16 protein-coding genes and 2 pseudogenes are annotated in these 25,830 nt (G+C 33.7%); 2 read left to right on the forward strand and 16 right to left on the reverse strand.

What is annotated here, in order from left to right; genetic code table 11:
- Nucleotides 1-117: 117 nt before the first annotated feature.
- From ACFFGV_RS20080 to ACFFGV_RS20865, 8 genes and pseudogenes are all read right to left on the reverse strand, one after another.
- Nucleotides 118-939: a carbohydrate ABC transporter permease gene (locus tag ACFFGV_RS20080; protein ID WP_377351704.1), complete on the reverse strand. Its 822-nt coding sequence runs from the start codon at nucleotides 937-939 to the stop codon at nucleotides 118-120.
- Complete coding sequence (locus ACFFGV_RS20085; RefSeq protein WP_377351706.1) at nucleotides 939-1,802, reverse strand: carbohydrate ABC transporter permease; 864 nt, start codon at nucleotides 1,800-1,802, stop codon at nucleotides 939-941. The genes ACFFGV_RS20080 and ACFFGV_RS20085 overlap by 1 nt, the downstream gene beginning before the upstream one ends.
- 13 nt (nucleotides 1,803-1,815) lie before the next feature.
- Nucleotides 1,816-3,048, reverse strand: a complete 1,233-nt coding sequence (locus ACFFGV_RS20090) for an ABC transporter substrate-binding protein (protein ID WP_377351708.1) — start codon at nucleotides 3,046-3,048, stop codon at nucleotides 1,816-1,818.
- A gap of 57 nt (nucleotides 3,049-3,105) precedes the next feature.
- The gene (locus ACFFGV_RS20095; protein WP_377351710.1) at nucleotides 3,106-4,797 is read right to left on the reverse strand and encodes a glycoside hydrolase family 13 protein; all 1,692 of its coding nucleotides are present in this window, start codon (nucleotides 4,795-4,797) and stop codon (nucleotides 3,106-3,108) included.
- A gap of 57 nt (nucleotides 4,798-4,854) precedes the next feature.
- A complete protein-coding gene (locus tag ACFFGV_RS20100; protein WP_377351712.1) occupies nucleotides 4,855-5,859 on the reverse strand; it encodes a LacI family DNA-binding transcriptional regulator in 1,005 nt (334 codons plus the stop codon).
- A gap of 788 nt (nucleotides 5,860-6,647) precedes the next feature.
- Nucleotides 6,648-7,094, reverse strand: coding sequence for a threonine/serine exporter family protein (locus tag ACFFGV_RS20105; protein ID WP_377351714.1), 447 nt, complete (start codon nucleotides 7,092-7,094; stop codon nucleotides 6,648-6,650).
- 18 nt (nucleotides 7,095-7,112) lie between these two features.
- Nucleotides 7,113-7,816: pseudogene (locus ACFFGV_RS20110) on the reverse strand (threonine/serine exporter family protein).
- A gap of 80 nt (nucleotides 7,817-7,896) precedes the next feature.
- A pseudogene (locus tag ACFFGV_RS20865) lies at nucleotides 7,897-8,060 on the reverse strand (IS91 family transposase); the annotation flags it as partial.
- A gap of 139 nt (nucleotides 8,061-8,199) precedes the next feature.
- On the opposite strand from ACFFGV_RS20865, the gene istA reads away from it, so the two are divergent.
- The gene (gene istA, locus ACFFGV_RS20115) at nucleotides 8,200-9,435 is read left to right on the forward strand and encodes an IS21 family transposase (RefSeq protein ID WP_377351716.1); all 1,236 of its coding nucleotides are present in this window, start codon (nucleotides 8,200-8,202) and stop codon (nucleotides 9,433-9,435) included.
- Nucleotides 9,432-10,190, forward strand: a complete 759-nt coding sequence (gene istB, locus ACFFGV_RS20120; protein WP_377351718.1) for an IS21-like element helper ATPase IstB — start codon at nucleotides 9,432-9,434, stop codon at nucleotides 10,188-10,190. Before istA ends, istB begins: the two co-directional genes overlap by 4 nt.
- Before the next feature lie 483 nt (nucleotides 10,191-10,673).
- On the opposite strand, the gene ACFFGV_RS20125 is transcribed toward istB, so the two are convergent.
- From ACFFGV_RS20125 to ACFFGV_RS20160, 8 genes are all read right to left on the reverse strand, one after another.
- Nucleotides 10,674-12,227, reverse strand: coding sequence for a hypothetical protein (locus ACFFGV_RS20125; protein WP_377351720.1), 1,554 nt, complete (start codon nucleotides 12,225-12,227; stop codon nucleotides 10,674-10,676).
- A 420-nt stretch (nucleotides 12,228-12,647) separates the two neighbouring features.
- Complete coding sequence (gene brxL, locus ACFFGV_RS20130) at nucleotides 12,648-14,072, reverse strand: BREX system Lon protease-like protein BrxL (RefSeq protein ID WP_377351722.1); 1,425 nt, start codon at nucleotides 14,070-14,072, stop codon at nucleotides 12,648-12,650.
- 18 nt (nucleotides 14,073-14,090) lie between these two features.
- Complete coding sequence (locus ACFFGV_RS20135) at nucleotides 14,091-16,436, reverse strand: PglZ domain-containing protein (RefSeq protein WP_377351724.1); 2,346 nt, start codon at nucleotides 16,434-16,436, stop codon at nucleotides 14,091-14,093.
- Nucleotides 16,429-20,559 (reverse strand): hypothetical protein, encoded by a 4,131-nt coding sequence (locus tag ACFFGV_RS20140; protein ID WP_377351726.1) that lies wholly within the window; start codon nucleotides 20,557-20,559, stop codon nucleotides 16,429-16,431. The genes ACFFGV_RS20135 and ACFFGV_RS20140 overlap by 8 nt, the downstream gene beginning before the upstream one ends.
- Entirely contained in the window at nucleotides 20,559-21,041 is a 483-nt protein-coding gene (locus tag ACFFGV_RS20145; RefSeq protein WP_377351728.1) for a hypothetical protein, read from the reverse strand. Before ACFFGV_RS20145 ends, ACFFGV_RS20140 begins: the two co-directional genes overlap by 1 nt.
- Entirely contained in the window at nucleotides 21,034-21,855 is an 822-nt protein-coding gene (locus ACFFGV_RS20150) for a DUF4007 family protein (protein WP_377351730.1), read from the reverse strand. Before ACFFGV_RS20150 ends, ACFFGV_RS20145 begins: the two co-directional genes overlap by 8 nt.
- Nucleotides 21,848-25,162 (reverse strand): Eco57I restriction-modification methylase domain-containing protein, encoded by a 3,315-nt coding sequence (locus ACFFGV_RS20155; protein WP_377351732.1) that lies wholly within the window; start codon nucleotides 25,160-25,162, stop codon nucleotides 21,848-21,850. Before ACFFGV_RS20155 ends, ACFFGV_RS20150 begins: the two co-directional genes overlap by 8 nt.
- A gap of 152 nt (nucleotides 25,163-25,314) precedes the next feature.
- On the reverse strand, nucleotides 25,315-25,512 hold the full coding sequence (locus ACFFGV_RS20160; protein ID WP_377351734.1) for a hypothetical protein: 198 nt from the start codon (nucleotides 25,510-25,512) through the stop codon (nucleotides 25,315-25,317).
- Nucleotides 25,513-25,830 lie beyond the last annotated feature (318 nt).

Raw genomic sequence — 25,830 nt, forward strand, 5'->3', positions numbered from 1 at the left:
GGCGAAATCCTCTTTAACTGTAACCATCTCAATTGGACCATCGTATAATCCACCTCCACCCTTAGCATAACTATTAAGTATACATGAAAGGCATTGGGCGTTCTATTGATGATATTCTTACTTGATAGACCCTTTCATTACTCCGCTAATAATCCATTTCTGAGCAATCACATAGACTAAAATCATAGGCGCTAACGCCATTAAATAAGAGGCAAAGGCCAAATTATAGTTGGTACTAAACTCCGTCTGAAAAATATATTGAACGAGCGGTAGAGTAGCAAAGTCTGGGTCGCTTAAAATGACAAGCGGCAGCATAAAATCATTCCATGCCCACAGACAGGTAAGAATCCCGACGGTTGCATTCATTGGGGTCAACAGTGGGAAAATGACCTTCCAAAATACCTTCCATGTGTTTGCACCGTCCATAATCGCTGCTTCTTCTAGCTCCTTCGGAATTGATTTAATGTAGCCCACATAGATGAATACGTTAAAAGCAAGGCCATAGACAACATACAAAAGAATCAACCCAATAGGATTATCGATATTCCAGATCGCTGTCTGCTTCACGATTGGAAGCATAATGATTGGAAATGGTACAAACATAGCACTCACAAAATAATAAAAAAGAAATTTGTAAAAGCGTTTATGCATATTACGTGCAATCGCATAGGCAACAAGTGAATTTGATAAAAGGGTGAAAACTACCACGAATACGGTTACTACCGTACTATTAAACAGGGCACTGAAGAAATCGGTGACCACCACGGCATCGGCAAAATTCTCAAATCGCCACTCGTTCGGTAAGGATAGAAGAGATTCTGACATTTCTTCAGGCGTTTTCAAAGCAATCGTAACCGTCAAATACAGTGGCAGCAAGACAAGTATCGTTCCTATGATTAATAGTAAAGTGATGGGCCAATTTTTCTTTCCTTTTACCATTACATCTCCACCTCCCGTTTCTGAAGTACACGAATTTGAAAGACTGAAATCACAACTATAATGATAAAGTAAATGACGGCATTCGCTGATTGATAGGCAAATTCTCCGCCTTCGAATCCACCTTTATAGATTAAGAGAGAAATAGATTCTGTAGCCTGCCCTGGCCCGCCGTTGGTAAGAGCAATAATCTGATCAAAAGCCATCAGGAAGTTTTTCATCGCTAAAACCATGTTGATTGTGAAAAATGGCGCAATTAATGGGAAAGTGATTTTCAAAAACTTCTTCCAAGCATTTGCCCCGTCTATTTCAGCCGCTTCATACACATCTTCCTGAATTGTTTGGAGACCTGCTAGATACAAGATGGTATTGAAGGCTGTCGCCTGCCAAACCGTCATGATGACAATCCCGATCCAAGCTGTATCCGGATCGCCAAGAATATTTTTAGCCCATGCGTCTAATCCCAGCACCCCCATAATTTCTGGCAGGAAATGAGTAAAAATAAAGTTGAAAATAAACCCGACGATCAGAATACTTAAGATATTCGGCATAAAATAAATCGCTCGAAGTGTCTTTTGGAATTTGATTTTCGCATTCAGGCCGAGTGCAACGGCCAAACTGAAAATATTTACTAAAATTGTAGAAACAACAGCAAATTTAAATGTAAACCAATAGGAGCTTAATGCCCGTCCATCCTGAAAGACATTCAAATAGTTTCTAAATCCAACAAAATCCCATTCTCCATACCCTCTCCAATTCGTAAAACTATAGAATATTCCCTGAAGGACTGGATAGGTATGAAAAATAAAAAATATAATTACCGCTGGCATGGCCATCAGTAAAAAAGCACGCTGCCGATTTATCATAACGCTCTCCCCCTTAACGGATTTCGACTTTCTCCCACTCGCGGTCCATTTTCTTTAGAAATGCATCCGTATCCTTTTCAATAAAAAAGGCCTGAATCAAGTTTGCAGCCTGCATGCCGCTCGGATAATAGTGATCTGGGAAACTGGTAATCTCATCATTTGCGATTTTCCCTTGTAGACCACTCAAGATTTCATCCTCTTGTTTCACACCTTTAAGAGCGGAGAAGGCGTACTGTTCTTCAATGTATAACTTCGCATTTTCTTCCTGAGTCATAAATTCAATAAACTGCCTCGCCTCTTTTGGGTGTTCGCTATCCTTCAATGCGGTCAGCATCACGTCGACCCCTGATACAAGGTCATTTTTTTCAGGGTCATTGGTAACGGGCATGGCAAAAGTACCGAGCTCGACATCAGGGTTCACTTTCTTCAACTCGGGTATCGCCCAGTTCCCTTGGAAATAAAAGAGTGCCTCTCCATTTGCAAATGCATTGTTTCCATCGTTATACCCATATTGGAAATTGTCATTTAAACCATAATCCAATAGCTGCAGCATTTTGTCCGTCACTTCCTGGTAGTCTTTTTGGAAACTTGCTTCCCCGCTGCTCTTTTTCCCCGCAAAATTATTTGGCTGCAAAACACCCGCTACGGCATTCCATGGAATCATCCCTGTCCACGCGTCTTTCAGCGTGAAGTAAATCGGTGTGACCCCCTCTTCTTCCGCTGTTTCTAAAGCTTCGATGAAATCATCCCAAGTTTTGGGAACTTGAAGTCCCAACTCATCCATCAGCTCTTTGTTATAAATGACAGCGTTGGCGTTTGTAGCATATGGAATGCCATACGTCCCCTCGTTGTTACCAGGAACGAGTTGATTGATCATATCCACATAACTCGGCTGAACATTTTCAAGCATTTCAGTACCTGAATAATCTTTCAGCATCCCTGCATCTGCCAGCTCACCATAAAGCGCACTTCCTGCAATAGAGAGAATATCCGGCATATCTTCCTTCACAAGCCTAGTACGGAGAACAGTCTCCGCAGACGGCGGAGCATAAAGTTCTACATTAATGTCCGGATGTTGTTGCTCAAACTTTTCTATGATCTTGTTATAGGTGCTGATGTTTTCTGGTTTATTGGAAAACAGTTCAAGCTTCACTTCTCCCTTGGAAGAGGTACTTTCTCCACACCCCGAGAGTAGGAACGCACCCACAAGAACGCTTGCAACGATTTGAGTGACTCGTTTCATCATTCTCCACTCCTTCATTTTAGTAAACGCTTACGTTCAAGGCACAAAAATGCCTGCCAACTATTTATCGACACTGATAACCGTAGCCTCATATGGCTCAAGGGTGACTTTAAATAGTTCTGGAGAGTTGAAAGTACTTTCTTCACGGTTGGTCAGAATGATTTCACCACTTTTATCACGAAATTCGCTTAGTTCCGCTTCCTGCTCTTTATTCGAGAAATTACAAAGGATAAGCAGTACTTCCCCCTCATAGGTCCGTGTATAAGCAAAAATGTCTTCACTATTTTCAAGCAACAAGTCAAATTTCCCATGAACAACATTATCGTTTGATTTACGCAGCTGAATCAATTTCTGATAATAATGGAAAACGGAATTTGGATCATCTAAGACTTCTTCTGCGTTGATTGTTTTATAGTTAGGGTTGACTCGAAGCCAAGGTGTCCCCGTCGTAAAACCGCCATGTTCTTCGGATGACCATTGCATAGGCGTCCTTGCATTGTCCCTGCCTTTGTGATGGATTCTTTTCATCACATCCTTGACGTCATCTCCGTATTGATCCACCCGCTCCTGGTACATGTTCAATGATTCAAGATCTTCATAATCCTCTATTCTTTCAAAAGCGACATTCGTCATACCAAGCTCTTCTCCCTGATAGATGTATGGAGTCCCTTTCATTAGATGAAGGCATGTGCCCAGCATCTTAGCCGACTTCTTACGATACTCCTGATCATCCCCAAATCGCGAGACAACTCTTGGCTGATCGTGATTATTCCAATACAAGCTGTTCCATCCCTCTTCTTCCAATTCGTACTGCCATTTGGACAATATCTTTTTCAAGTCGGTAAGTTTCCAATCGTTGAGCGACCACTTTCCAAGGGGGCCTCCTCCATCGACATCCATGTGCTCAAAGTGGAACACCATATTCAACTCATTTCGATCTTCCACCGTATAACGTTTACCTTGTTCAGGCGTCACTCCTGGCATTTCGCCAACCGTCATAATGTCATACCTAGAAAGAACTTTCTGGTTCATTTCATGTAAAAATTCGTGGATACGGGGGCCATTCATAAAATAAGGACTTCCATCCCCATACTCTTTTCCTTCCTCGACCTCCCCGTCTGGATAACTCGGGTCCTTGGAAATAAAATTCACGACATCCATACGAAAACCATCTATCCCCTTATCCAGCCACCAAGACATCATGTCGTAAACTTCCTCACGGACTTTTTCATTTTCCCAATTCAAATCAGGCTGCTTCTTCGAGAATATATGCAGATAATATTCGTCTGACGCTTCATTATATTCCCATGTCGAACCACTGAAAGCCGCTTCCCAATTTGTAGGGGGCTGGCCGTTTTGACCTTCCTTCCATATGTAGTAATCCCTTTTCGGACTTTCCTTCGATGACTTCGATTCCACAAACCACGGGTGCTCGTCCGATGTATGATTAACTACAAGATCCATAACAATTTTTAACCCTTTATGATGAGCTTCTTCCAGTAAACGATCAAAGTCTTCCATGCTTCCGAATTCATCCATGATGGCTGTATAATTACGGATATCATAGCCGTTATCATCATTGGGAGAATCATAAACAGGAGAAAGCCAAATAACATTCACCCCTAACTCCACTAAATAATCCAGCTTCTCTGTGATCCCCGGAATATCCCCAATTCCATCTCCATTGCTATCATTAAAACTGCGTGGATAAATTTGATAAACGACACTTTCTTTCCACCATTGTTCTGCCATTTTTTCATCCTCCTCATAATAATTAACGTAAACGCTTACGTAAATCCTTAAAAAAATTTATTTTATTTTTTTCACAGATTCTCGTTCCACTAAATGATGGGGCATCACACTAGATTCTGCTTGCTTATCATTTTTTATAGTAAGAACCATTTCGATCGCTTTTTCTCCCATTCGCTGGAATGGCTGCGCAATCGTTGTTAGTGGCGGAATAGACATCTCCGATAGTTTCAAGTTGTCATATCCAATGATTGATATATCCTCTGGAATGCGGATACCGAGTTTGTAAGCTGCGGATATGGCTCCTATGGCGATTTCATCACTGGCAGCAAAAATACCCGTAATTTCAGGATGACGTTCTAAAAGCCGAGGCAGGCTGTTGATTCCGTCTTCATAGGTGAAACTATTTTGATTTTCAACTAATGATTCAGAATAAGGAAGTTCTGCCTCTAATAGCGCCCGTTTAAAGCCTTCAATTCTCGTCCTTCCCGCCAAGAGATCATTCGGGTTCCCTGAGAGCATTCCTATCCTTTTATGACCAGAATCAATGAGATAACTTGTAGCCGTATAAGCGGCATGAGAGTCATCCACCTTTACATAAGGCAATGGATATTTGTAAGACTGCGTCAACACGAGCACCACTGGGACGCCCATTCGCTGAAATGCCTTATAATATTCCTCATCGACCTCTTCACTAACAAATACAAGCCCATCAACCCGCTTCTCACTTAATAACTGGATATATCTCAAGGTCTTTTCGTGATCTGCGGCTGTATTACACACAATCACACTGTAACCTTCCTCATTAGCTCGGGCTTCAATTCCATGTAGGACTTCTGATGAGAGAAGACCGGATACACTAGGGAAAAGCACTCCAATTGTCCCTGAATTTCGATTGACAAGACCTCTGGCAATTGCATTTGGCTGATAGCCAAGCTCTTCAATCGTCTGCAAGACCCGTTGCTTTGTTTTTTGGGAAAAGCCAGGTTGATTGTTCAAGACTCTGGAGACCGTCGCAATCGAAACATTCGCTGCTTTTGCTACATCTTGGATTGTTGGATTCATGATTAGTACACCTTACTTTCATTTTTACGTAAACGCTTACTAAATGATTATCTATAATATACCCACATGATGTTATTTCGTCAAGCTAATTAGAAAATTAAAAAAACCTCTCAAAAGTTTTTAGACTCTTGAGAGGTCTTTTTACTTCTGTGACTATACCCATCTGTGGATAGGATTACACTAGAATATGTATGGTTTTTACATTTCACTACATCAAACTACCTATTGATTATGAGGGGGAAATTAAAAATGAGCCAAGGTTTATATAAAATCTGTAATGTGGATAGATGTGGATAACCATGGATGACTTTCTGGCAATTCATAAGCAAACCTCAAGACACCTCCCCCTGAACCACTTGTACCACTACTAGAATGCCAGTATGGACAAAACCAACATGATACTGAATCTTTCACATGATTATTTTCTTGTATATCCTCATGAACAACTACTTCATATTAGGAAATCCCTTAAGGTGAACGTAGGTCAGTTCTTCTACTTTATCTTTATCCTGTGTTTTACGCTAGAAAAGTACATAAATGTGCAAAGATAAGTACATAAGCTTGCCAGCCGATTTCATTTAGTAGTTTTGCCTGAATAACGCATGGCTAATTCAATAACTATTACCTGTGAAAGTAAACATATGCGGATGGTGTATTACACGGTCAATCAGTGCTGCTCTCAACCTCGACTCCACAAATAATACTTTTCTGCTCGTACAATTGGTAATAAAGTTGTTCCGTTTATAGTTTCATGGACGACGAACAAAAGCGCAAGGGAGGCTCTCCCATTACCCCACTTGCGCTTTTGTTTTTCTCATCTTTTTTATAATCTGGTTAAGCACTTCCGAGAACACGAGCCCAAATGCAATCGCACCAGATATCATAAAAGCTTTCGCTGCAATGGAGATAGCGACGCTGTAGTCATTTTGCACAAAGCTTCGCATGGCGTCATACGCAAGACTTCCTGGTACAAGAGGAATAATCCCTGCTACGCTAAATATAATCATAGGTGTTTTATATATCCTTGCCAGCATCTGGCTGACCATGGCAATAACAAAGGAGGCAAAAAGTGTAGCTGGGACACTGTCGACTTCTTCCCATACTAAGGATATGTAAATGACCCAACCAATCATGCCGACGAGACCACATTTGATGAGCGTATTTCTTGGCGCCTGAAAGATGATTCCAAAGGCAGCTGATGCAAAAAAGCTTGCAATGGCATGTTCAATCAACATAATTATTCCTCACGATCTCTAAAATAGTGCAAACATAACAGCAATACCTGCCCCAATTGCAAAAGCCGTTAAAAAGGCCTCCGCCCCCTTGGCGAGTCCTGAGATAAGATGACCTGCCATCAAATCCCTTACAGCGTTGGTGATGAGCAGGCCAGGGACCAACGGCATGACAGAACCAACAACTACCTTATCAACTTCCTTCCCAATACCTAATGAAAAAAGGGAAAAGGCCGTAAAACCAATCAACAACGAAGCAATGAATTCAGCAACAAATTTAGATTCAAATAATGAATAAAGTTAATTAATGCAATAAATCCTAGCCCTCCTGCAATGCAGGCTGGTAGAAAATCGTACCAACTCCCCTGAAACATGATACTAAAGAAACCACTCGCTAACGTGGCAGCGATGATTTGCATTTGCATGGAATAATCTGTAGGACTGGTTTCAATTTTTCTAAGCTCTTTATACGCTTCCTGAGTAGACATGTCTCCACTGGTAATGTTTCTAGAGACATTATTCGCGAGCTTTACTTTTTCGAGATTTGTCTCTCGTGCTGAAACCCTTACTAATTTTGCAGGGGCACTAGGGCTAATGGTAAACACAATCCCAGTAGGTGTTACATAACTTTGTGCTTCATCCCGTCCAAAAGATTGGGCAATCCGCGTCATTGTATCTTCCACACGATAGGTTTCCGCTCCATTTTGTAGCATCATCTTCCCCATTAATAAACACAACTCAATTAAGTCCTCTGTACGCTCCACTCGCCACCTCAATTCGTATTACAGTATGTTTAGTGTATCTATTCATATACTAAAAGCTTAAAACACTTTTTAAAATTTCCACAATCTGAAGCTTCTCCACTTCCTTTTTCACGACTGGCTGAGTCTTACCTCCATATTTGTTCTTAAAGGCTTCCCAATGTTGATGTTCATCAAAGAAAATTCGTCGTAAAATGTTTGTCTCCATACAAGTACAATACCACATCATTAAGGGCTGTAGAATTGTCTGTTAGCAACGGTGATAAAATCCCTAATAACAACGGTTTCAAATTCCCCACTAATAACGGATAATCATTCTATATAACATAGAGATGGAGTGTAGAGTGATGGTCCAGATTGGGGAGTTTTTTATGATTAGGGAACTTTATCAAAAAGGTTGGTCAATTACAGCAATTTCTGAGGAGACTGGATTTGATCCAAAAACGATTAGAAAGTACATAAAAGCCGATAGTCTTCCCGAACGAAAGGATAGATCAGCTAAAAAGATCAGTAAGCTAGATCCTTACAAAGATTACTTAAGAGAAAGAATTAAAGAAGGAACAACGAATTGTTTGGTGTTATTTGAAGAGATTCAATCCTTAGGTTATACCGGCAAGATGACGATTCTCAGAGACTTTGTGAGACCATTTAGGTCTCAGCCTAAAAAACAAGCAACGATAAGATTTGAAACGTCTCCAGGGAAACAAGCTCAAATGGATTGGGGTCACGTAGGGAAATTTGAAGTTGATGGAGAGATGAAAGACATTAGTGCATTCACAATGGTATTAAGTTATTCACGAATGAAGTATATAGAGTTTACGGATAATATGAACCTAGAAACATTGATGAAATGTCATATGAATGCATTTGCTTACTTTAATGGTGTTCCCGAACAGATACTCTATGACAATATGAAAACAGCTGTTATTAAACATAGTCCAGTAGAGATCCGTTTCAATAGAAAGTTTGAAGAGTTTTTAGATTATTATGGAGTGGCTCCTAAAGCCTGTAAGCCTTATAGGCCTCAAACTAAGGGGAAAGTAGAAAACGTAGTGGGCTACTTGAAGAAGAATTTTATGCAGCGAAGATTGCCTAAAAGTCTTGAAGGATTAAATAATGAGGTAAGAAGATGGTTAGATCGAACAGCTAATCGAAAGATTAATCAAACTACACAAGAAGCACCGGAGATACGCTTTCAACAAGAACAACGTTACTTAGCTAAATCAAACACTAAACCTTTATTCCCTATTAATCACTGGGAGCTTAGAACTGTTAGTAAAGACTGCTTTGTCTCGTATAAAGGTAACCGTTACTCCGTACCTTTCAGGTACGTGGGCCAAGAAGTAAAAATTAAAGAAACTTTAGATCATCATCTGGAGATATTCGACTCAAACGAACGTATTGCAAGCCACCCAATCTTAGATGGAAAAGCAAAAGAACATATTCATTTTGAACATTATAAAGGACTGAAAACGACCTCTGTTGGTTTGGCGACCCACAGTCGTTTACAGCCCTCAAATCTTGAAGTAGAGCAACGCTCTCTTCAAATTTATGATCAACTAGAGGATGGTGATCTAACATGAACACCACAGTCTTAGTTGAACGACTCAAGCAATTAGGTTGGTCCTACACAGCTGACCAACTAGACGGAATCTTGGAAGATTCATCTAAAGATAATGTATCATATTCTACCTTCCTATACACGCTTTTATCTAAGGAAATTGAACACAGGGAAGAAACAGAGTTAAACAAAAGGATTAAAAAGTCCAAACTTCCCTATATAAAAACCATTCACGATTTTGATTTTGCCTTTCAACCAAGTATAGACGAGAAACGTATTAAAGAAGTTCTCACCGGACGATACATACATCATGGAGAGAATATTATCCTTCTAGGGCCTCCTGGTGTAGGGAAAACGCACTTAGCCATATCTATGACAGTAGAGGCCCTCACACAAGGTCATACAGCCCTTTATATCACGGCAAATGACTTTATAGCAGAATGCCAAAAAGCTAATAAACAAGGGTTAATCCAACGGATTATTAAGAGGTATTGTAGACCAGATATCTTGGTTGTAGACGAAATAGGTTATTTTGGTTTTGACGAATTAAGTTCACATACATTCTTTCAGATCATCTCAAAAAGGTATGAAACCGGAGCAATGATCCTAACTTCCAATAAGTCTTATGTAGAGTGGGGTAAGATTTTTGGGGATGAAGTATTAGTAACTGCAATTCTAGATAGGATTGTTCATCATTCTTCAACCTTTAATATAAGAGGTGACTCTTACAGGCTTCGTGAAAAGAAAAAAGCAGGCATACAGCCCGCTCAATTATGACGATATTAGGGAATTTTATTCCGTTGAAATTAGGGAAATTTAAACCGTTATTGACATTGTCAAATAAAAATGACCTGACTCGTTGTAATTTTGTATTTATTGCTCCAGCATTATTATCATAGTTTTGCCACTCTCTTAGCAATATTTTTACATGGCTAGAATGTACGGTCTTCTAAAAAAACCTGAATGCTAATTTTAAAAGCAAAAAAGGACTACCTCCTTTATTTAGGAAGTAGTCCTTTAATTATTAACCCGTTATTACATCATGCCGCCCCTATGGTGAGAGTGTGTAATATCTTACACGTTGTATGCAAATAGTGCGCTATATTAAGGTTTTGCTGAATGCTGTCTGTAACATCTTTAACTTGGTTTCACCGTTTTTCATTGGATTGCGTTAGCAAAATGTTAGCATTTTACTCGTAATTAGACTTTTTGTTTATTAAATTTAGTTATAGATTAGTCCTCATTTTTTCACAAATATTATTAATGATGTTCCAGTTTTTCCCCCTGGGTATTTATCCAATCAAATTTAATCCTTTCATTTTCAACAGTTGGATAACTGGGTATCTTTAAATTTATTTGGTGTTTGGCAAAAGGATTTATTAAGTACTTAATTTTTAATGTCGGTAGTTCTTCATTCCAGTTCTGTTCACAGTATAGGATACCTGTAAGAGAAGTATTTAGTGGAGGACTGTCACCTCTTGGCATTAGTATCCCTCCTGAACCTAAACACTCAGAATACTCACCCTCTTTTTTATCATACCTGACGATGGTAGGACCATATAACACTTCTGCAACTTCTTCCCAATCCGCTCCGTTATCAGCAGCTTTACATATTGCAACAATAATTGGACCTTCCCATTTATATTTTTTTAGCTTTGAATTAATTCTTCTTTCAATCGCCTTTAATGGCTCAATTTTTCTAGGTGGACCTAACAAAGCAAAATCAATTTTTGATTTTGTTTCGATGTTTCCCTTAGGTGAAATAAAAAATCCCCCTGATATACCATCAGAATTAATTACTAGTTCTTCCTCTGGATCAACATCTGTTGGATCTAGAGCATCAAGATACTTAATCAATTTTCTTTTTATTCCACTAGGTTTATAATTTTTTTGATCCACAATTTCATACCATATTCCAACATCAAAAAAATGTTCAACATCTGAAAGGTAATTTAAAAGATGATCTATTGTTTCTTGCTCCTTGCCAATATCCTCTGATTCAAATAAAGTTACTACATCCAATAGTACTTTTTGTCCATTTATTTCCCACAACAATTCTGGTGTTAAACCATTTTCTAATTTTGGGTTGAATTCAATCTCTCCATTTTCAGAACAGAATTTTGCAACAAGAAATTCATTTATCTGGGCAAGAAACTCTTTATCGTTCTGACTCCTCAACCTTCTATAATAATCTAGCTTTCTATCTTCAGGGATACTATCGTAGAAGTCTTCTATAAAAGCTTTCATTGATTTATGTTTTTCTGTTACACCGTTTGCTACATATACAACATATGGAGCTTTCCAATTACCATCTAGATTTGGAAGAGATTCAATGAATTCTTTATCATATAGAGTGAATTTTTTGTTTTTAAATAGTATAATTACACCCTTACTCACATTTTTAAGAGTAATAGTAACTTCTTTCCAAAAATATTTCCTCTTTTTTTTAGTTAATAGGCCAAATATATTTGCAGGCCAATCAATAATGGGGCGATACCACCGTTTTCTTATATACTTTCCTTCCCTCATGCTTTTATTAATACCACTAGTCTGTGCAAGATCTCCCAAGCCTGCTACAACAGTAATCGCTATCCAACCAAAAAGTAATATTTTCCACATCAGAGGGATTTGTACTAATAAAACTAATAATAATCCTGTAATAGTTGGCCAAAATCCTGACCATGCATATATTTTAAAAAAATTATATGAAAATCTAGAAATACTTTGACCATCCGATAAGTGTCTAGCTTCAGTAAACCTATATAAACTAAATGGTATAAAAAATGTAAAACATAGTATCCAAATAAACTCCATTAGATCTCCTTGCAACAATACTTGAATTATTGTTGGGAGTAATATAAGTATTGCCTGTCCAATAATCCAACTGTTTTTTAGGGTTCGGGTTCCGTGGAGTCCTATTTTACTCCGGTTTTTTAGGCTTTTTCTTATTTTATAAGATTTTGAAACAGAGTAAAGAAAATTTAGCAAACCTAATACCAATATGAAAAACTTCATTTCTTTAACAAATCCTCACTTTACGATTGAAACATGATATTGTTTATCCAACATCACTTCAAATTTATTGTTCCAATAATTTTAATACTGCTTTTATGGTTATGTTAACGCCATGGCATAAGTGAAATTTATCCATTTATGTATGTGTCTCACCATCTTTTTAAGCTTGTAATTCTACTATTACAAAATACAAAACAGTTTATAAAAGTTTCTTTCAGTTTAATCATTATTATAATAATCTTCCTCATAACCTATCTTAATTTTCTTATATTCTGGATCCATCTTATGTAATTCATCCCTAACTCGTTGCCGTAGCTCAATTGCTGGCTTCAAACAATATTCTAAAAATTCCTTTTTAGTAAGTGATATATCTGGAAATAAGATTTTTAAGAATCCAGTAGCTAACCTTTGAATTGCTTTAGTATCTCTTAAATCTTTACAATTTTTCAATTTCATATTACCAGCTACGTAATCCGAAAAGTCAGATCTTCCTCGTAAAACATGTAAAACTTCTGAGAGAAAATCCCCTTTAAACCCCATCATTTGAGAAGGAGTTTCACTAGTAACCCTTGGCATATACCATCCAGGGATTATACCATGTAATCTATCTAAAAACGCTGTCTCTTGTAAAAAATTAGGGAAATCTTTCAACAACCCTTTATCTAAGTTTAAAGGGTTTCGATTTTTATCTAAAGGTATATTACCTAACATTACAAAACCTGCTTCTGAGGTAGCTTCGGTATCTCCTCTACTAAATTTACCACTTTCTAAATATGTCTTTAATCCTGCTGATAATTCCGAATCAGTTTGAATGCTTTGAATTTCATCAAGAACTACTGTATCATATTTTGATATTAAACCAGGGGTATTTCTAACATGATGAAAGAACATGACAGCAGGAGTAATTTTCCCACCACGGACCACCCTTGCATATCTGGAAAAATTATCGTATACAAACGATTTCCCAGTTCCTTTAGGTGCTAATTCAATTAGATTAATTCTGGGTTCTACAAAAGCGACTATCCTTGTTATTAATACAAACTTTTGTTCTAAACTATAAATTGTAGGATTAAATCCCATACTTGATATTATTAAATCCAACCATTCATCTAAGCCAAAATGCTTTCGACATTCGATAAAATAATCGATATCAACGGCACCAATTTGAAATGGCTTAAAATTTCTCATTAAGACTGAACCTTTATCTTTTTCATTTTCAGGAGGAACATAAAATAATTCGCCTACTCCCCATACTCCACTGCCAAGAAGAAGATTATTATCTTCAATAATTTTCTGTGAAACAATTGCATCATTTATATCTAAGAAAGGAATTCTTAAATACCTTGTCCCACTTTGTAAATTAATTGAAACACTATAATCATCTAGTAATTTTACAGGTTCCATATTAATTAGACGATTTTTAACTTCTTCTTTTTCCCCCTTTTGTGGTAAAAATCTATCTATAAAGTTAGAAACTTTCACTCTTGATTCGTTTGTTAATATGCCATCTTCAATAAAATTAAATAGAATCCACTCTCCGACATATGTTGGGATTGACCGGGCAGAAAAACCAGCTTTTTGTACTAAACTTTTGTTAATAATTACTTCCCCGTACATATCTAAAGCCTTCTTTTCAAACTCCATTAGAGTATTATTCCCCCCTTAAAAATCAAAATCATCAAAATCAAATGTATTTTCTTGAATTGAATTTACTTTTATTGGGATACGGTATTCATAATTAAAATGTTTTCCATAAACAGAATATTCAAGATGCACTATTAACTCATTATTTTGCCTATTCTTATTCAGAATTCTAACTTCATCAAATTCTATTGTTACTTTACTTAATTCTTTTAATAGATTTACTTGTTTTTTCATATCCGTAACAGCTACAATATCACTATCAAGATTTATAGATAAATTAATTAAGGGAACATCGTTGGGATTTTCTATTGATAAGATTAGTTTAGTCTTCACATTATATCTATATTGATTTTCTTCTATTAGAATTGTTGGTTTTATCAATTTTAAATTGGATTTTTTAAGATGAATAAATGGAACAATTGTTTCTTCTGGGGAAAGTCCTCCATGAACATAATACTCACCTTTAATTGGCTTAAAACTACTATCCCCTTTAGCAACTACGTAGTGAGTATCTAAACTAAAGAAATCCTTTCTTAATATATATCCTTCTTTCTCAAACAATTCTCTTGATTTTTGCAGTTCACGTTCTGTAACAGTCATTACTCTTTCTGACTTTTCAATGTACTTACCCTCTAACAAGTCTTGGTCAACCAGCAACTCATGTTCTTGAGAAACCTTTAACGAACCATGATCAGAGGTAATATATATGTCAGCATCAGGTTTATTTTCAATAACTCTCCATACTCTCATGAAGAAAGCCCTTAATTCATCTTTTATTTTTTCATCTCTGCTCCTTGCCATCCTACCCTGATCTTTATGAAGGTATTCGTCAATTTCCCCAAAATTTATTACTAAAAAATTGACTGTATCATCTAAGTTATCTATAGTACTTATCTCGGTTGTATAATGAAACTTCTTTGTAAGGAAATAACTTTTCATTTTCTTATTAAATATGTTTCTGTAATTTTGTTCCTTGTTTTCATACTCATAGTTTGAAGAGAACAGCGCAGTTTTAGAAAATTTTGTCTCAGTGGGTGCCATTGCAACATAATCTTTTGATTCTATTATTGAAATGTCTTCTTCATTAAATAAAGAAATCAAGTAATCAAAATAGTTGTGGTTAAGGTTGTCAATTACTAATAGAATTGTAAAGTTTTGTTTATCTATTTCAACTTTTATATTAGGAATCATCTTCCACATTACATAAGGGTATGAAAACATAATGTCTATATAATTTTTGTAAAAGTAATCTGAATATTGAATAGAGTATTGTTCTATATCTTTATCAATTATATTTTGTTTATTAAGCCAAGTTCTATATGGGAGATATTCATCCTTAGCCCATTTTATTAACGTTGAAAAGTCATCTATTTTCTCTGGATTTATTGGATATTTCGGTCTTTTTAATTGTTCAAAATTATTCATTAGTACTAAATTCTTACTTAATAGTTCTCTATACTTTACGTAAACTTGTTCTCTTACTTCCTCTACATTCAATAAACTATTTACTTTCAAGAAATTTATAATTATATAAAATTCTTTCTCTAATCTTCCGCTGGTACAACTAATAACACTTAGGATATCTAATTTTTCTTCACAATTAGTTAGCATTGAATTTAATTCAATTGCAATTGCATTTTTAATTTCAAGTAATTCATCACTGTTAATATCTATTTTTATTATTTCTGACTCTACTAAGGAATTTAATGACTCTATATAATCTCCGCAGAATCTCTTTTTTAATTGAAGTGAGTAAGATTTTAATAACTGATAAGAGATAATCAAGGTTCTAAACTTTTTAGGGTTGTCAAAAAATAAACTAATCAAATTGTGAATACCTTTATTACTATTAGCTAAAAGCTCACTCTTTTTTCGAATCCATACCTTATAAAAAAGACTTTTCTTAACTATTTGTTCAAATTCATTGTAGGGAAATTGATTTATCCATACTTTAATGTCATCAATAAATACATTTTCATCAAAATATACTCCTAAGTAATGGCTGATAATAATATTTTCAAAGTCACACACTACTTTAGGTTGTGGTACTTCCTCTAATACAAACTTTAAATCTTTTTCAGACATATATTCAGGAATTTTTATATTTCCCCAGTTTTGTTCCAATAATCCCCTTAGTGATATTTCCTCAACAGTAATAAAATCACCCGGGTCAAAGCTATTAAGACCTTTGACCCAATTTAACATTTGAACATTTTGGATAATAAACTCGCTTTCTTCGTTATCCAAAACAGAATTCTTTACCCTTTCATATAATTCTGGATACTCTTCAATGCTTCTATAGATTTTTACTGCTTTTTCATCAGAAATTAGTGATGGATCAAACCATATTTTAATTTTATTCACTACTATCTTGCATCCTTTTAATTATTCTATTTAGAACTTTAAAGATTTCCCGATCATCTACTCCATGTTCTTTCTTTGCAATATCAATTACACTTCCAATGCATAATTCTAATGAAGCATCGTCATGAGGAATACCAGGTATATATATATAATCTTCTTGTACTTGTAAATCACTTGTTAATTCATTATCAAAACTATAACCTAATTGCTGTTCTTTTACTTTCTTTTGAGCTGCAAATTTCAATTTGCTTGCTCTAAGTTTATATATTCTTACATTCCCATATCTGTTTTCATGATCTTTACTCACAACTTTAAGCGTTACTTGATCAAAATCGGGAAAATAATCTAAAGAATCTTTAATTTTCATAGCACCTGTTACATTCTTTGGATTTGATCCATCAAATGTACATTGTAATACGATATGAGATTTAGGAACAGAAATAGTTAGATAACTTCCTTCTTTAAAGTAATATACCTTTTCATTATTTTCTATTGATTCCAACCAACTACTATCAAATGTTATATCTGGGTCTTCTACATCAACAACATTTTCTTCAGTATGTTTTTTAGCATATCTAAGTTTTACAATTAGATCTTGTAATTTATCAACTTTCCATTCATGAACACATTGTAAATCAAATGCAGTAGGAATATCTTCGAGTAAAGTTTTTTGAACACTAATAACATTGCTTAATATTGATACTAACTCTCTAGATTCACTATTATGCTTTGGATTTGAAATATCTTTCTGAACTTCAGTTAGGGATTCAAACCAATTTACTAAAGCTTCCTCTAAATCTTTGTCCTTAAAAGTTGGGACATCAGTGTTTTCAAAAAGAATTAATACATTTTGGTAAATTATTTCTTTTACTTTTAAAATTGTTTTTGGCATAGTTAACTTTGCCAATTGAAGAATGTTCACTATCTCCTCTGAGATAGGACTATCTATCATATTACTCTCGTCCGAGCCAATTATTGTTTGTAACTTTACTAGTATAAATGTTTGCGGAGGTACAGAATTCATTGTTGAAAAGACATCAATTAATTTTTGTTCTTGTTCATTATCATAGTAATTTTTAACCTTGCAAACTGCTGGCAAACTTTCATACCAATTTCTTAATACATTAAAACATTTTTCAACAGTTATGTTCTCGTTTAATGTAATATTTTCAAAAACTCCGTATATGTTGTTGATTAGATTTATTTCGTCATCTGTAAATTCAATTATTTCAACAATTGCATTACTATAATTTTTAGTAATAAAAACATCGTGAAAATCCTCATAGTTTTTTAAACTTAAAAAATCACCATTTGAAGACTTTTTCACAAATAATGAGCCTGAAAAATACCTGATAATGATTGATATATAAAGGCTCTTTGCCACTTCTCCTGCTCCATACTCATCACAAATATCTATAAGTTCTTTAACTGAAACACCTCTATGGTTATCATCAATTTCCTCAAATAGCCTACTTAGAACCGGGATGTTTTCTTCAAACTTTTGCTTATCTTTATTTATTTTCCCAATATTAATAGTTTCATTGCTTTCAATAACATTTAATACATTCCCGGCATGCAATACTTTTTTAAAATATCTAATATCCGCAGTATCTTCGGATTTTTGTGTATCCCAAGATATTTGGGCATCCATATTTAGCAATCGATTTACTGCATCTTTAACACTTTTTAATGCTGTTTTTTCATTAGAGTGCACCTTGTTTATATCCGATTGTTTTATTCGAGTTCTCTTACCATCGTAGATTCTCTCTAAAGTTAAGCTCACAGGTTGATTTTCATACCTTGTATCAGTGCCTAATATTAGACCTTCACTACCAAACCAATTCAGATTTGAATCACTAGAATATTGTTTAATTGTAGAAGTAATATCTTCCACAATAGAATTTCTTTTATCCTTTACATATGTTTTTTCTTGTTCTGATAATTGATCATAATCGAAGCTAGTTTTTGTACCAAGATACCTTACCATATTCTCTTTTATCGGAAGAGGATGGGACGGAACTCCAACTATAATCCTAAGGTTCTTATTTGTTTTCGCTATTTCTTTTGCTCTTTCACATTCATCCTTTGTTTCACATATGCAAATAATTGCTAAACCTTCATAAGTTTCCTTATTAAAATTATCTGCTAAATTATGATAAAACTTAGAGCTCTCAATATCATTTATAGTAACGAACTTTCTTAGAAATCGTTTGTCTTCATTCCATTGACGATTGTAGGATTTCCCCTCAAGAAACTCCTCCTTAAAAGCCTTGTAAAGCTCTTGATATTCTCTAACCTTGCCAAGTGAATAAAGTTCCTCAGTGACATTGATATTAAAATTCTCTTCTTTACTTACATAATCCTCAATTATTGAATTTACATCGATAATATCGCTTTTACGAAATTCGTAAGTTGTAGTTTGTCGATTGTAATATAGGACCTGGTTTTTAACTAAGTAATTTAACAATGATTTTATCTTTCTTTTTTGATCTTCAAATGCATTTGCATTTAAGCCGAAAAGGATATTTTCTTCATTGGTAACAATATTAGAGATATTAAATAAAACTAAGGTCTTTAATATTTTTTCAACCAATTTTTCGTTTTCATTAAATAGATCATCTTTTAAATCTTTATTTTTTAGATTTACTTTTTTCCATTCTCTTAAAGAAGACTCATAATTCCTAATAAAATTTTTAACGGTATCGGTTAATTCTTTATTATCCGAACTTATCAAATCTCCAAAGTAATCAAGTACAAAATCAACTGTATAAAAATTCAAATTGTTGTTCTCATTAACAATATCAAAATTGTCAATAAACCAATTATATGACCCTTTTTGTCTATGTTGTGTGAAAAATGTAAAAACAGATCTGTTATTTGATCCAATCTGCTTAGAAATCTCTAATAATACATATGTCGCCATAGGATGCATAGGATAAATATTTTCAACAATTTTTTTCCTTAGTTTTCTTGGTGAACCTTTGAGATGCTCAAAAATACCATATTCAATACAAGAATGTGTTAATGTATCAAAAATTTGTCTATTTGGAGTAATATATTCATTCCATAATAGCGAGTCTTTCTTAGGAAGGACAATTGCTGCTATTATATCCTCGAATCCTTCAGTTAACAAAGATATTTCCTCTACCCTATTACTAACCACACTAAAATCTTCATCATTATAGTGATTCTTATAACTTACAAATGATCTATGGCCTGTAGCTAACATTATTACAGGAGCATTATTTAGGAAAGATTTTGCGCAGTACTCACCAAAAGATTGGAAAATATGTAAATCAAACCTTTTACTCTTTAGTACATAATCAAACTCATCAAAAATGATTGCTATACCACTGAAGTTCTCATTAAAATAGTTACTACTAGTTATTTCTTTAACTATATCAACTAAATTATTTTTATCAAAAACAAAGTCAACCGTAGTAATATTTTTATGTATTTCTTTAAAGACTTCTAACATTCCAGTATCTAGATTTTTTTCTATACTCATGATAAATTGGTTAACTGTAGTTCCTGGTAATTTTGATGATAATTGGTCTTTAAAGCGATTAAAAAAGCTCTGATCAGAATAATCAGACCATTCTTTTATTTTACGAATTGCTTCCTTATATGGGCTTTCAACTTTTCTTGAATCAATACCTTCTCTTGTTAATGCAGATAAGATTGATTTAAGAATAATTTCCATAAAAGAATCATTGCTATCATAATCACAAATACAAACTAGGAATTTTTTGTTCTTTCTTACACTTTTAAGCCTTTCTAAATTGCTTGTATTTTCTTTATCTTCTTCAGCCATTGATTTGAAGTTGTTAAAGAATGCTTCTATTTCTGGTGTGTTTGAAGGTGTTGATAAGTAATTTGCTGCCATTAGGCATAAATGTGATTTACCAGTTCCGTAACTACCTGTTAGTAAGTAAAACCTTTTATTATCTTTTTGAATCAATCCATTAGCAATTTTCTCAAATGCATCCCTATGAGATCTAATTGGCATATAACGTTCCATTCTTTCTATGTTTACAGAATCATCAGAGTATTCTTCACGTAAATTCACTTGAGTTGAATAAGCACTTTTTATTTCTATAAGTTCAGCTATTTTATTTGTCATTAAATAGTCCCCCTAATAATAAACTTATCAATTGGTACCACTCTAGACTTTCCATATGTATTTAATAGCTCTATCTGAGAAATATATTGATCCTTTATCATAAAGAAACAATATAACTTATTTGAAAATGGACTAGAAATTGTATCTTTTTCTATCATTTTTACAAATCGATTCTTTTCAAAATCAGTCCAGATATTCCAAATCATATCTAGACCTGTAACAAATATTATTTCAGAATTATTGTCAGATTGATTTAATAAGCTTTTAAGATTATCTACGTCAAATACATCAATATTTTTTGACAACTCTCTATTTGATTTAAAAATTTGAATTAAATCAAGGTGGTTCCCTTCTACAGAATCTATTATTTTCTCTTTTATGTCTTCAGTAAAAGTTAAAATGTTAGCTAAAACAATAAATGATTTGTAACGCTCATTGCTCTGATCTTCAATAAATTTTCCAAGATCAATCCTATTATGCATGTTGACCTCCATAGTACAATTCTAGTACATTATAAAAATTAAAATTGTCTCTAAATCGAACCTGGTCTAGATCTGCTCTAGTTTCTAAAGTAATCAGTTTATTATTACCTAACTTTTCTAGTATTTTTCTCATATAGGATAATTCGAATAAACAAATTCTTCCTGGACTATTCTTCTCTTTTAATAGAAAATCAATATCTATTGTCGAAATATTTGCATGAAACATTTCCTTATACCAATAAATCAATGAAAGAAAAATCATTTCATTTATTGGCTGATTCTTATACCAAAAATACTCATTATCATCTTTAGATATAATTCCTACTTTCCGGAATTCCTGTTCACAATATGCATTTAAAACACTACTCAATTCACCGCGTAAATTTTTCTTCAAAGTGTTTTCTGAAACAAACTCAGAAATTTCATCGAATTGATTTATTAAAGTTGATAATTCACCATCTTGTGACTTGTAAAGTATTGAATTGAAAAGCTTATTCCAAATTAATAATTGCGGGTTGGAAGATGATACATAATGCAGAACCCAGAGAGTACCTGGGTCTGTTATAAATGGATCGTATCTATGGATAATTTCACCTAACTTTGTAGGTGTATATGTTCTTTTCTTTATTATCCCCATTGCAATTCCAAAGTTCATAACTGACTTAACCATTCTTTCTCCGTAGCCAATTTCTTCTGAAATCTCTTTTCTTGTATATGATTTCTTTTCATTTTTAATAGTAAATTCAAGGATTTCAGAAACAATTTCTAGGTGTAGATTATACCCTTCAGATATAATTAATCTTGGTCTATCCATCTAATTCTCCTTTATCTTTCATTCTGAATCGGAAATCAAAATTTTGAATGAAGGTCAATTCTTTATCACTAAAACCATAATAAGCAGCTAACTCTTTGTCTATCATGTCTATAATGGGTTTCGATGCTTTATGATTAACCGTCTCAATTGTTACTTGTCCATTTTTTCCACCTAAATTCATAGTTAGTTCTTCTTTATTTGCTTTATAATTTAGCATCAACTGATTAAATAAATGTTCTAAATTAACTCTCACTCCGTTTGACAAACAATTCCAATCAAAGTAAAAATCCAAAACATCCCTTTTAGTTAAATGCCTACAATCTGATACAACATTCCACATCCAATAATATAATCCACTATTTAATACACATGAGAATATTTTCATCTTAGATTCGTTAGAAAATTTAACTATTTTATATTCAGACGATTTCTTTTCGCCTAAGTTTTCACTATAAAATCTCGGTAAATAATTCATGGACTTAATCCAGTATCTCGGTGTCCCATGATAAAACAACTCATATTCACCATTGCTATTGGTCAATGTTTCTAATGTTGTTTTTTTGGCTCGTACTTTCCCTAATATACTATTCTCAGCCGCATTACCAATTTTAGGTATAATTCCACTCTTGATATTCTCTTTAAAACAAGGTGTGTAATTTACTAATTTTGAAAATAAAATATCCCTCTCGTTCGAAAACCACTTCATATATGAAGTAGTATTAACTGTGCAAGGATTATTATCATTTTCTTTTTTATTTCCAAAAATAATGGATAATCTTTGTTCGACTTTTGGGAAAAGCTTCGAAGGTCTGGTTGAATAACTACTGATAAACAAATTATTCATTTTATTGAGAAGGTAATTTTGTAATGGAATCATTGTTTCACCCGAAATAGATGAAATTGGAATAATCATACCCAAACTACCATTCGGCCTTAATTGTTTAATACCCCTTTCCATCATGTATGCAAATAAATTTCTGGTAGATACCGATTCATAATTACAATATCTATAATTCTTTTCTTGCGTGACTACATATGGTGGATTACCAATTACTATGTCGAATCCGCCTTTTGACATTATTTGCGGATACTCTAATTCCCAATGAAAAAATTTATTTTTATCTGATAACTTTTTCAAGTTATCTTCTTGATTAATACCTTCAAATATGGACTTAATATCATTTAGCGATAATTTTTCCAAATAGATTTCTTCATTAATTTCACCATCCTTGATTAAGTACGATAAGAACAAGTCGTACTTTTTCTTCATTATTTCAAGTTCTGATGAAATATTCTCATATAGTTCCTTCTTATAATGCACATCATCTTTTGTCTCTTCAGGTAAACTTTGTAGTTGCTCATACTTATCAATTGCTGAGTTAAGTGAATTGTTATACAAGGATGTAAATAAGTTATATTCATCATTTGTCCATTCTTCTATTTTATTTTCTATTTGTTTTTTACTTATTCCCATTAGGCTGTTACCAGTTTTTAAGTGGTGGTCCATAAACGAAAGAGGTTTATTTTTCTCTGCTGAAATTAACCATAAAGATAACTTGCCTAGATGCACTGCAAGTGGATTAATATCAATTCCATAAATACAGTTACTCACCACCATAGATTTCCAATAAGAGTAATTCGCAGGTATATCGCTATTCACCCATGTAGTGCTATTAATTAATTCCATAATACAATTTGTAATATAGTAGGTTGAATTGACTAAGAAATGTCCACTTCCCATTGAACTATCAATAATAGATAATGAAAGTATATTTTTTTTGATAAAACTTAAAGTAAAAACATCAATTTCTTTCTGAACAGCATTCTTTTCAGATTCTGTAACTGTAATAAGCAATTTTTCATTAAATTTATTAAGATTGTCATTAAATTCACTTACTATTGATTCAAGTTTTTCTCCAATAGTATTCTTAATAATATAATTCACTACATCTTCCGGGGTATAATAACTGCCTGTACTTTTTCTTTCAGTCGCATCGTTTGCTAAATAAATATCGCCTGGTTCAATTAAATTTAATTGTTCATTTCTTTTTAGTTGTGTTTCAGAGACTTCAATAAAATTAATTTTCCCTTTTGAATCTTTTCTTCGTACCAGTTGCTCATTTGCAATAAAAAGGTTAAATTCAAGTAATCCTTCATATAAACTACCTAAGTTTCTGACTGAAAGATCTTTGTACTCTATTCTGTCTGTATATTTATCAGATTTTTTAAAATAAGAAAGTTCACATAAAACAGTGCTAAAATATGAATTTTTAATTGAATAATTTCTAAGGATTGGACGTTCAGAATTATCAAAAAGTCCACCATTATATGCGGACATATTTATATCTTCCCATCCTTCATCTACATAATTTCTCAAGCGGTCAAACTTTCTCCACAAAGTACTTTCATGAGCAATACTCGTTATTTCGCCATTATTAAAAAAATCCCTAGTATTATTAGTTAAAGTTGTAAGACTTTGATCTTTATAAATTGGATTGTCAAAAGGTAATAACTCTCTTGATTCTGCATAATGTATAAATAAAATCCTATATAACAGAACAATTGCATCTTCAAAAATATCTTTCTTTTCCTGACTCGTAAAATTATCCTTACCTATTGATTCCTTAAATCCATAACAGATATGCTTGACAACTTCCTCCATCTTATTCTTTAATGTTTTTTCTTGCTTTTCTACTTCTTTTTCACTTGAGATAAAGTGATTTTCTATTATAGAACTTTGATCTTTTTCCTTAAAAAATACTTTTCCTTGAAAAAAATTAGTTAACAGTAGTGCGTTAATGTCTTTTTTATCTAACTTATTGTATAAAACTTGCTCAAGATTAACTTCTAAAAAATTTTCATAAGGTGAATTAGAATGTGTATCATAAATACGCCATTTAAACCCATTAGTTAAGAATGCCCACCTAATATTATTTCTCTTAGCTAATTGCACGGCATTAAATGAGTAATTCAATCCTTTTGTTTCTGTATTTAAATTTTTATCAAATCGTATTGCATAAAGGGTAGCAACTTTTTGCGACTTATTGGAATCACAAAATAATAATAATTCATGAATATCGTCCAATTTTTGATATGTAAAGTTAAGTGAAGATAATATAGGAGCAATAAAGTCATATAAGTACTCACCAAATGACATATCATCTTCACTAACATTGTTTAGTACTTCTTCTTTTATGTCATTGAACCAAGATTTTATAGTTTCTAATAATACTTCCAGTTCTTTTACACTAGTTTTTTTTATAACTTTCTTTAAATATGCTTCTGAAATAAATCCTGAATTTTTCACTTTTAATACTCCAATCCCCTCAAAATAATACAACATAACCTGATTTTACCAAAATACTTACACGCTTACTACATTCGCAATCTAAATTTTATGAATATTAATTCCAGTCCAATCCTGCCTTATTCTGTATTATAAAAAACTACTTAAATTACTTATCTTGGATATTTAAGATGCATAAAGACATCTTCTATAGAACTTCTAAGTTCTTTGAGAAATGCATCAGCTTCTTCACTAGAGTTAAACATCTTCTGCTTAATATGAAGCTTGCCAGTTTGAGAGTCTCTTCTCACATCAAAAATCATTGAATACCTTTCTTGCTTTCCAGTTTCAACTATTACTTTATTAGCCATTACTTTTATCTCCGAATTCACGTATGTAGGTTAATACAAGTCATCATCCATACTTGTTAGTTTTATTTTTTTGTGTTCCTTAATTTTTAATTCCGGTCAATTAACTCGATATGATTGATTATATCTACTAAAAAAATGATTTATTCTACATGAATCCCCCCCTTTCAATTCTTATTCAAGGTCAATTTGGCAAAATCGAGTAGGAGGGAGTGACTAACTCCCGTCCTCTCACACCACCAAGCGTACGGGACCGTACTTGGCGGTTCCTTCAAGTTTGACGAAGCATTTCGTATCGTTCAGCTAAGCTACGAAGCCCGA

It is taken from the genome of Pontibacillus salicampi, assembly GCF_042434395.1.
Taxonomy (GTDB): Bacteria; Bacillota; Bacilli; order Bacillales; family BH030062; genus Pontibacillus; species Pontibacillus salicampi.

Bases quoted from the DNA above. Each gene is read 5' to 3' on its own strand.
- ACFFGV_RS20080 (WP_377351704.1), bottom strand. From the start codon at position 939: ATGGTAAAAGGAAAGAAAAATTGGCCCATCACTTTACTATTAATCATA.
- ACFFGV_RS20085 (WP_377351706.1), bottom strand. From the start codon at position 1,802: ATGATAAATCGGCAGCGTGCTTTTTTACTGATGGCCATGCCAGCGGTA.
- ACFFGV_RS20090 (WP_377351708.1), bottom strand. From the start codon at position 3,048: ATGATGAAACGAGTCACTCAAATCGTTGCAAGCGTTCTTGTGGGTGCG.
- ACFFGV_RS20095 (WP_377351710.1), bottom strand. From the start codon at position 4,797: ATGGCAGAACAATGGTGGAAAGAAAGTGTCGTTTATCAAATTTATCCA.
- ACFFGV_RS20100 (WP_377351712.1), bottom strand. From the start codon at position 5,859: ATGAATCCAACAATCCAAGATGTAGCAAAAGCAGCGAATGTTTCGATT.
- ACFFGV_RS20105 (WP_377351714.1), bottom strand. From the start codon at position 7,094: ATGTTGATTGAACATGCCATTGCAAGCTTTTTTGCATCAGCTGCCTTT.
- istA (WP_377351716.1), top strand. From the start codon at position 8,200: ATGGTCCAGATTGGGGAGTTTTTTATGATTAGGGAACTTTATCAAAAA.
- istB (WP_377351718.1), top strand. From the start codon at position 9,432: ATGAACACCACAGTCTTAGTTGAACGACTCAAGCAATTAGGTTGGTCC.
- ACFFGV_RS20125 (WP_377351720.1), bottom strand. From the start codon at position 12,227: ATGGAGTTTATTTGGATACTATGTTTTACATTTTTTATACCATTTAGT.
- brxL (WP_377351722.1), bottom strand. From the start codon at position 14,072: ATGGAGTTTGAAAAGAAGGCTTTAGATATGTACGGGGAAGTAATTATT.
- ACFFGV_RS20140 (WP_377351726.1), bottom strand. From the start codon at position 20,559: ATGACAAATAAAATAGCTGAACTTATAGAAATAAAAAGTGCTTATTCA.
- ACFFGV_RS20145 (WP_377351728.1), bottom strand. From the start codon at position 21,041: ATGCATAATAGGATTGATCTTGGAAAATTTATTGAAGATCAGAGCAAT.
- ACFFGV_RS20150 (WP_377351730.1), bottom strand. From the start codon at position 21,855: ATGGATAGACCAAGATTAATTATATCTGAAGGGTATAATCTACACCTA.
- ACFFGV_RS20160 (WP_377351734.1), bottom strand. From the start codon at position 25,512: ATGGCTAATAAAGTAATAGTTGAAACTGGAAAGCAAGAAAGGTATTCA.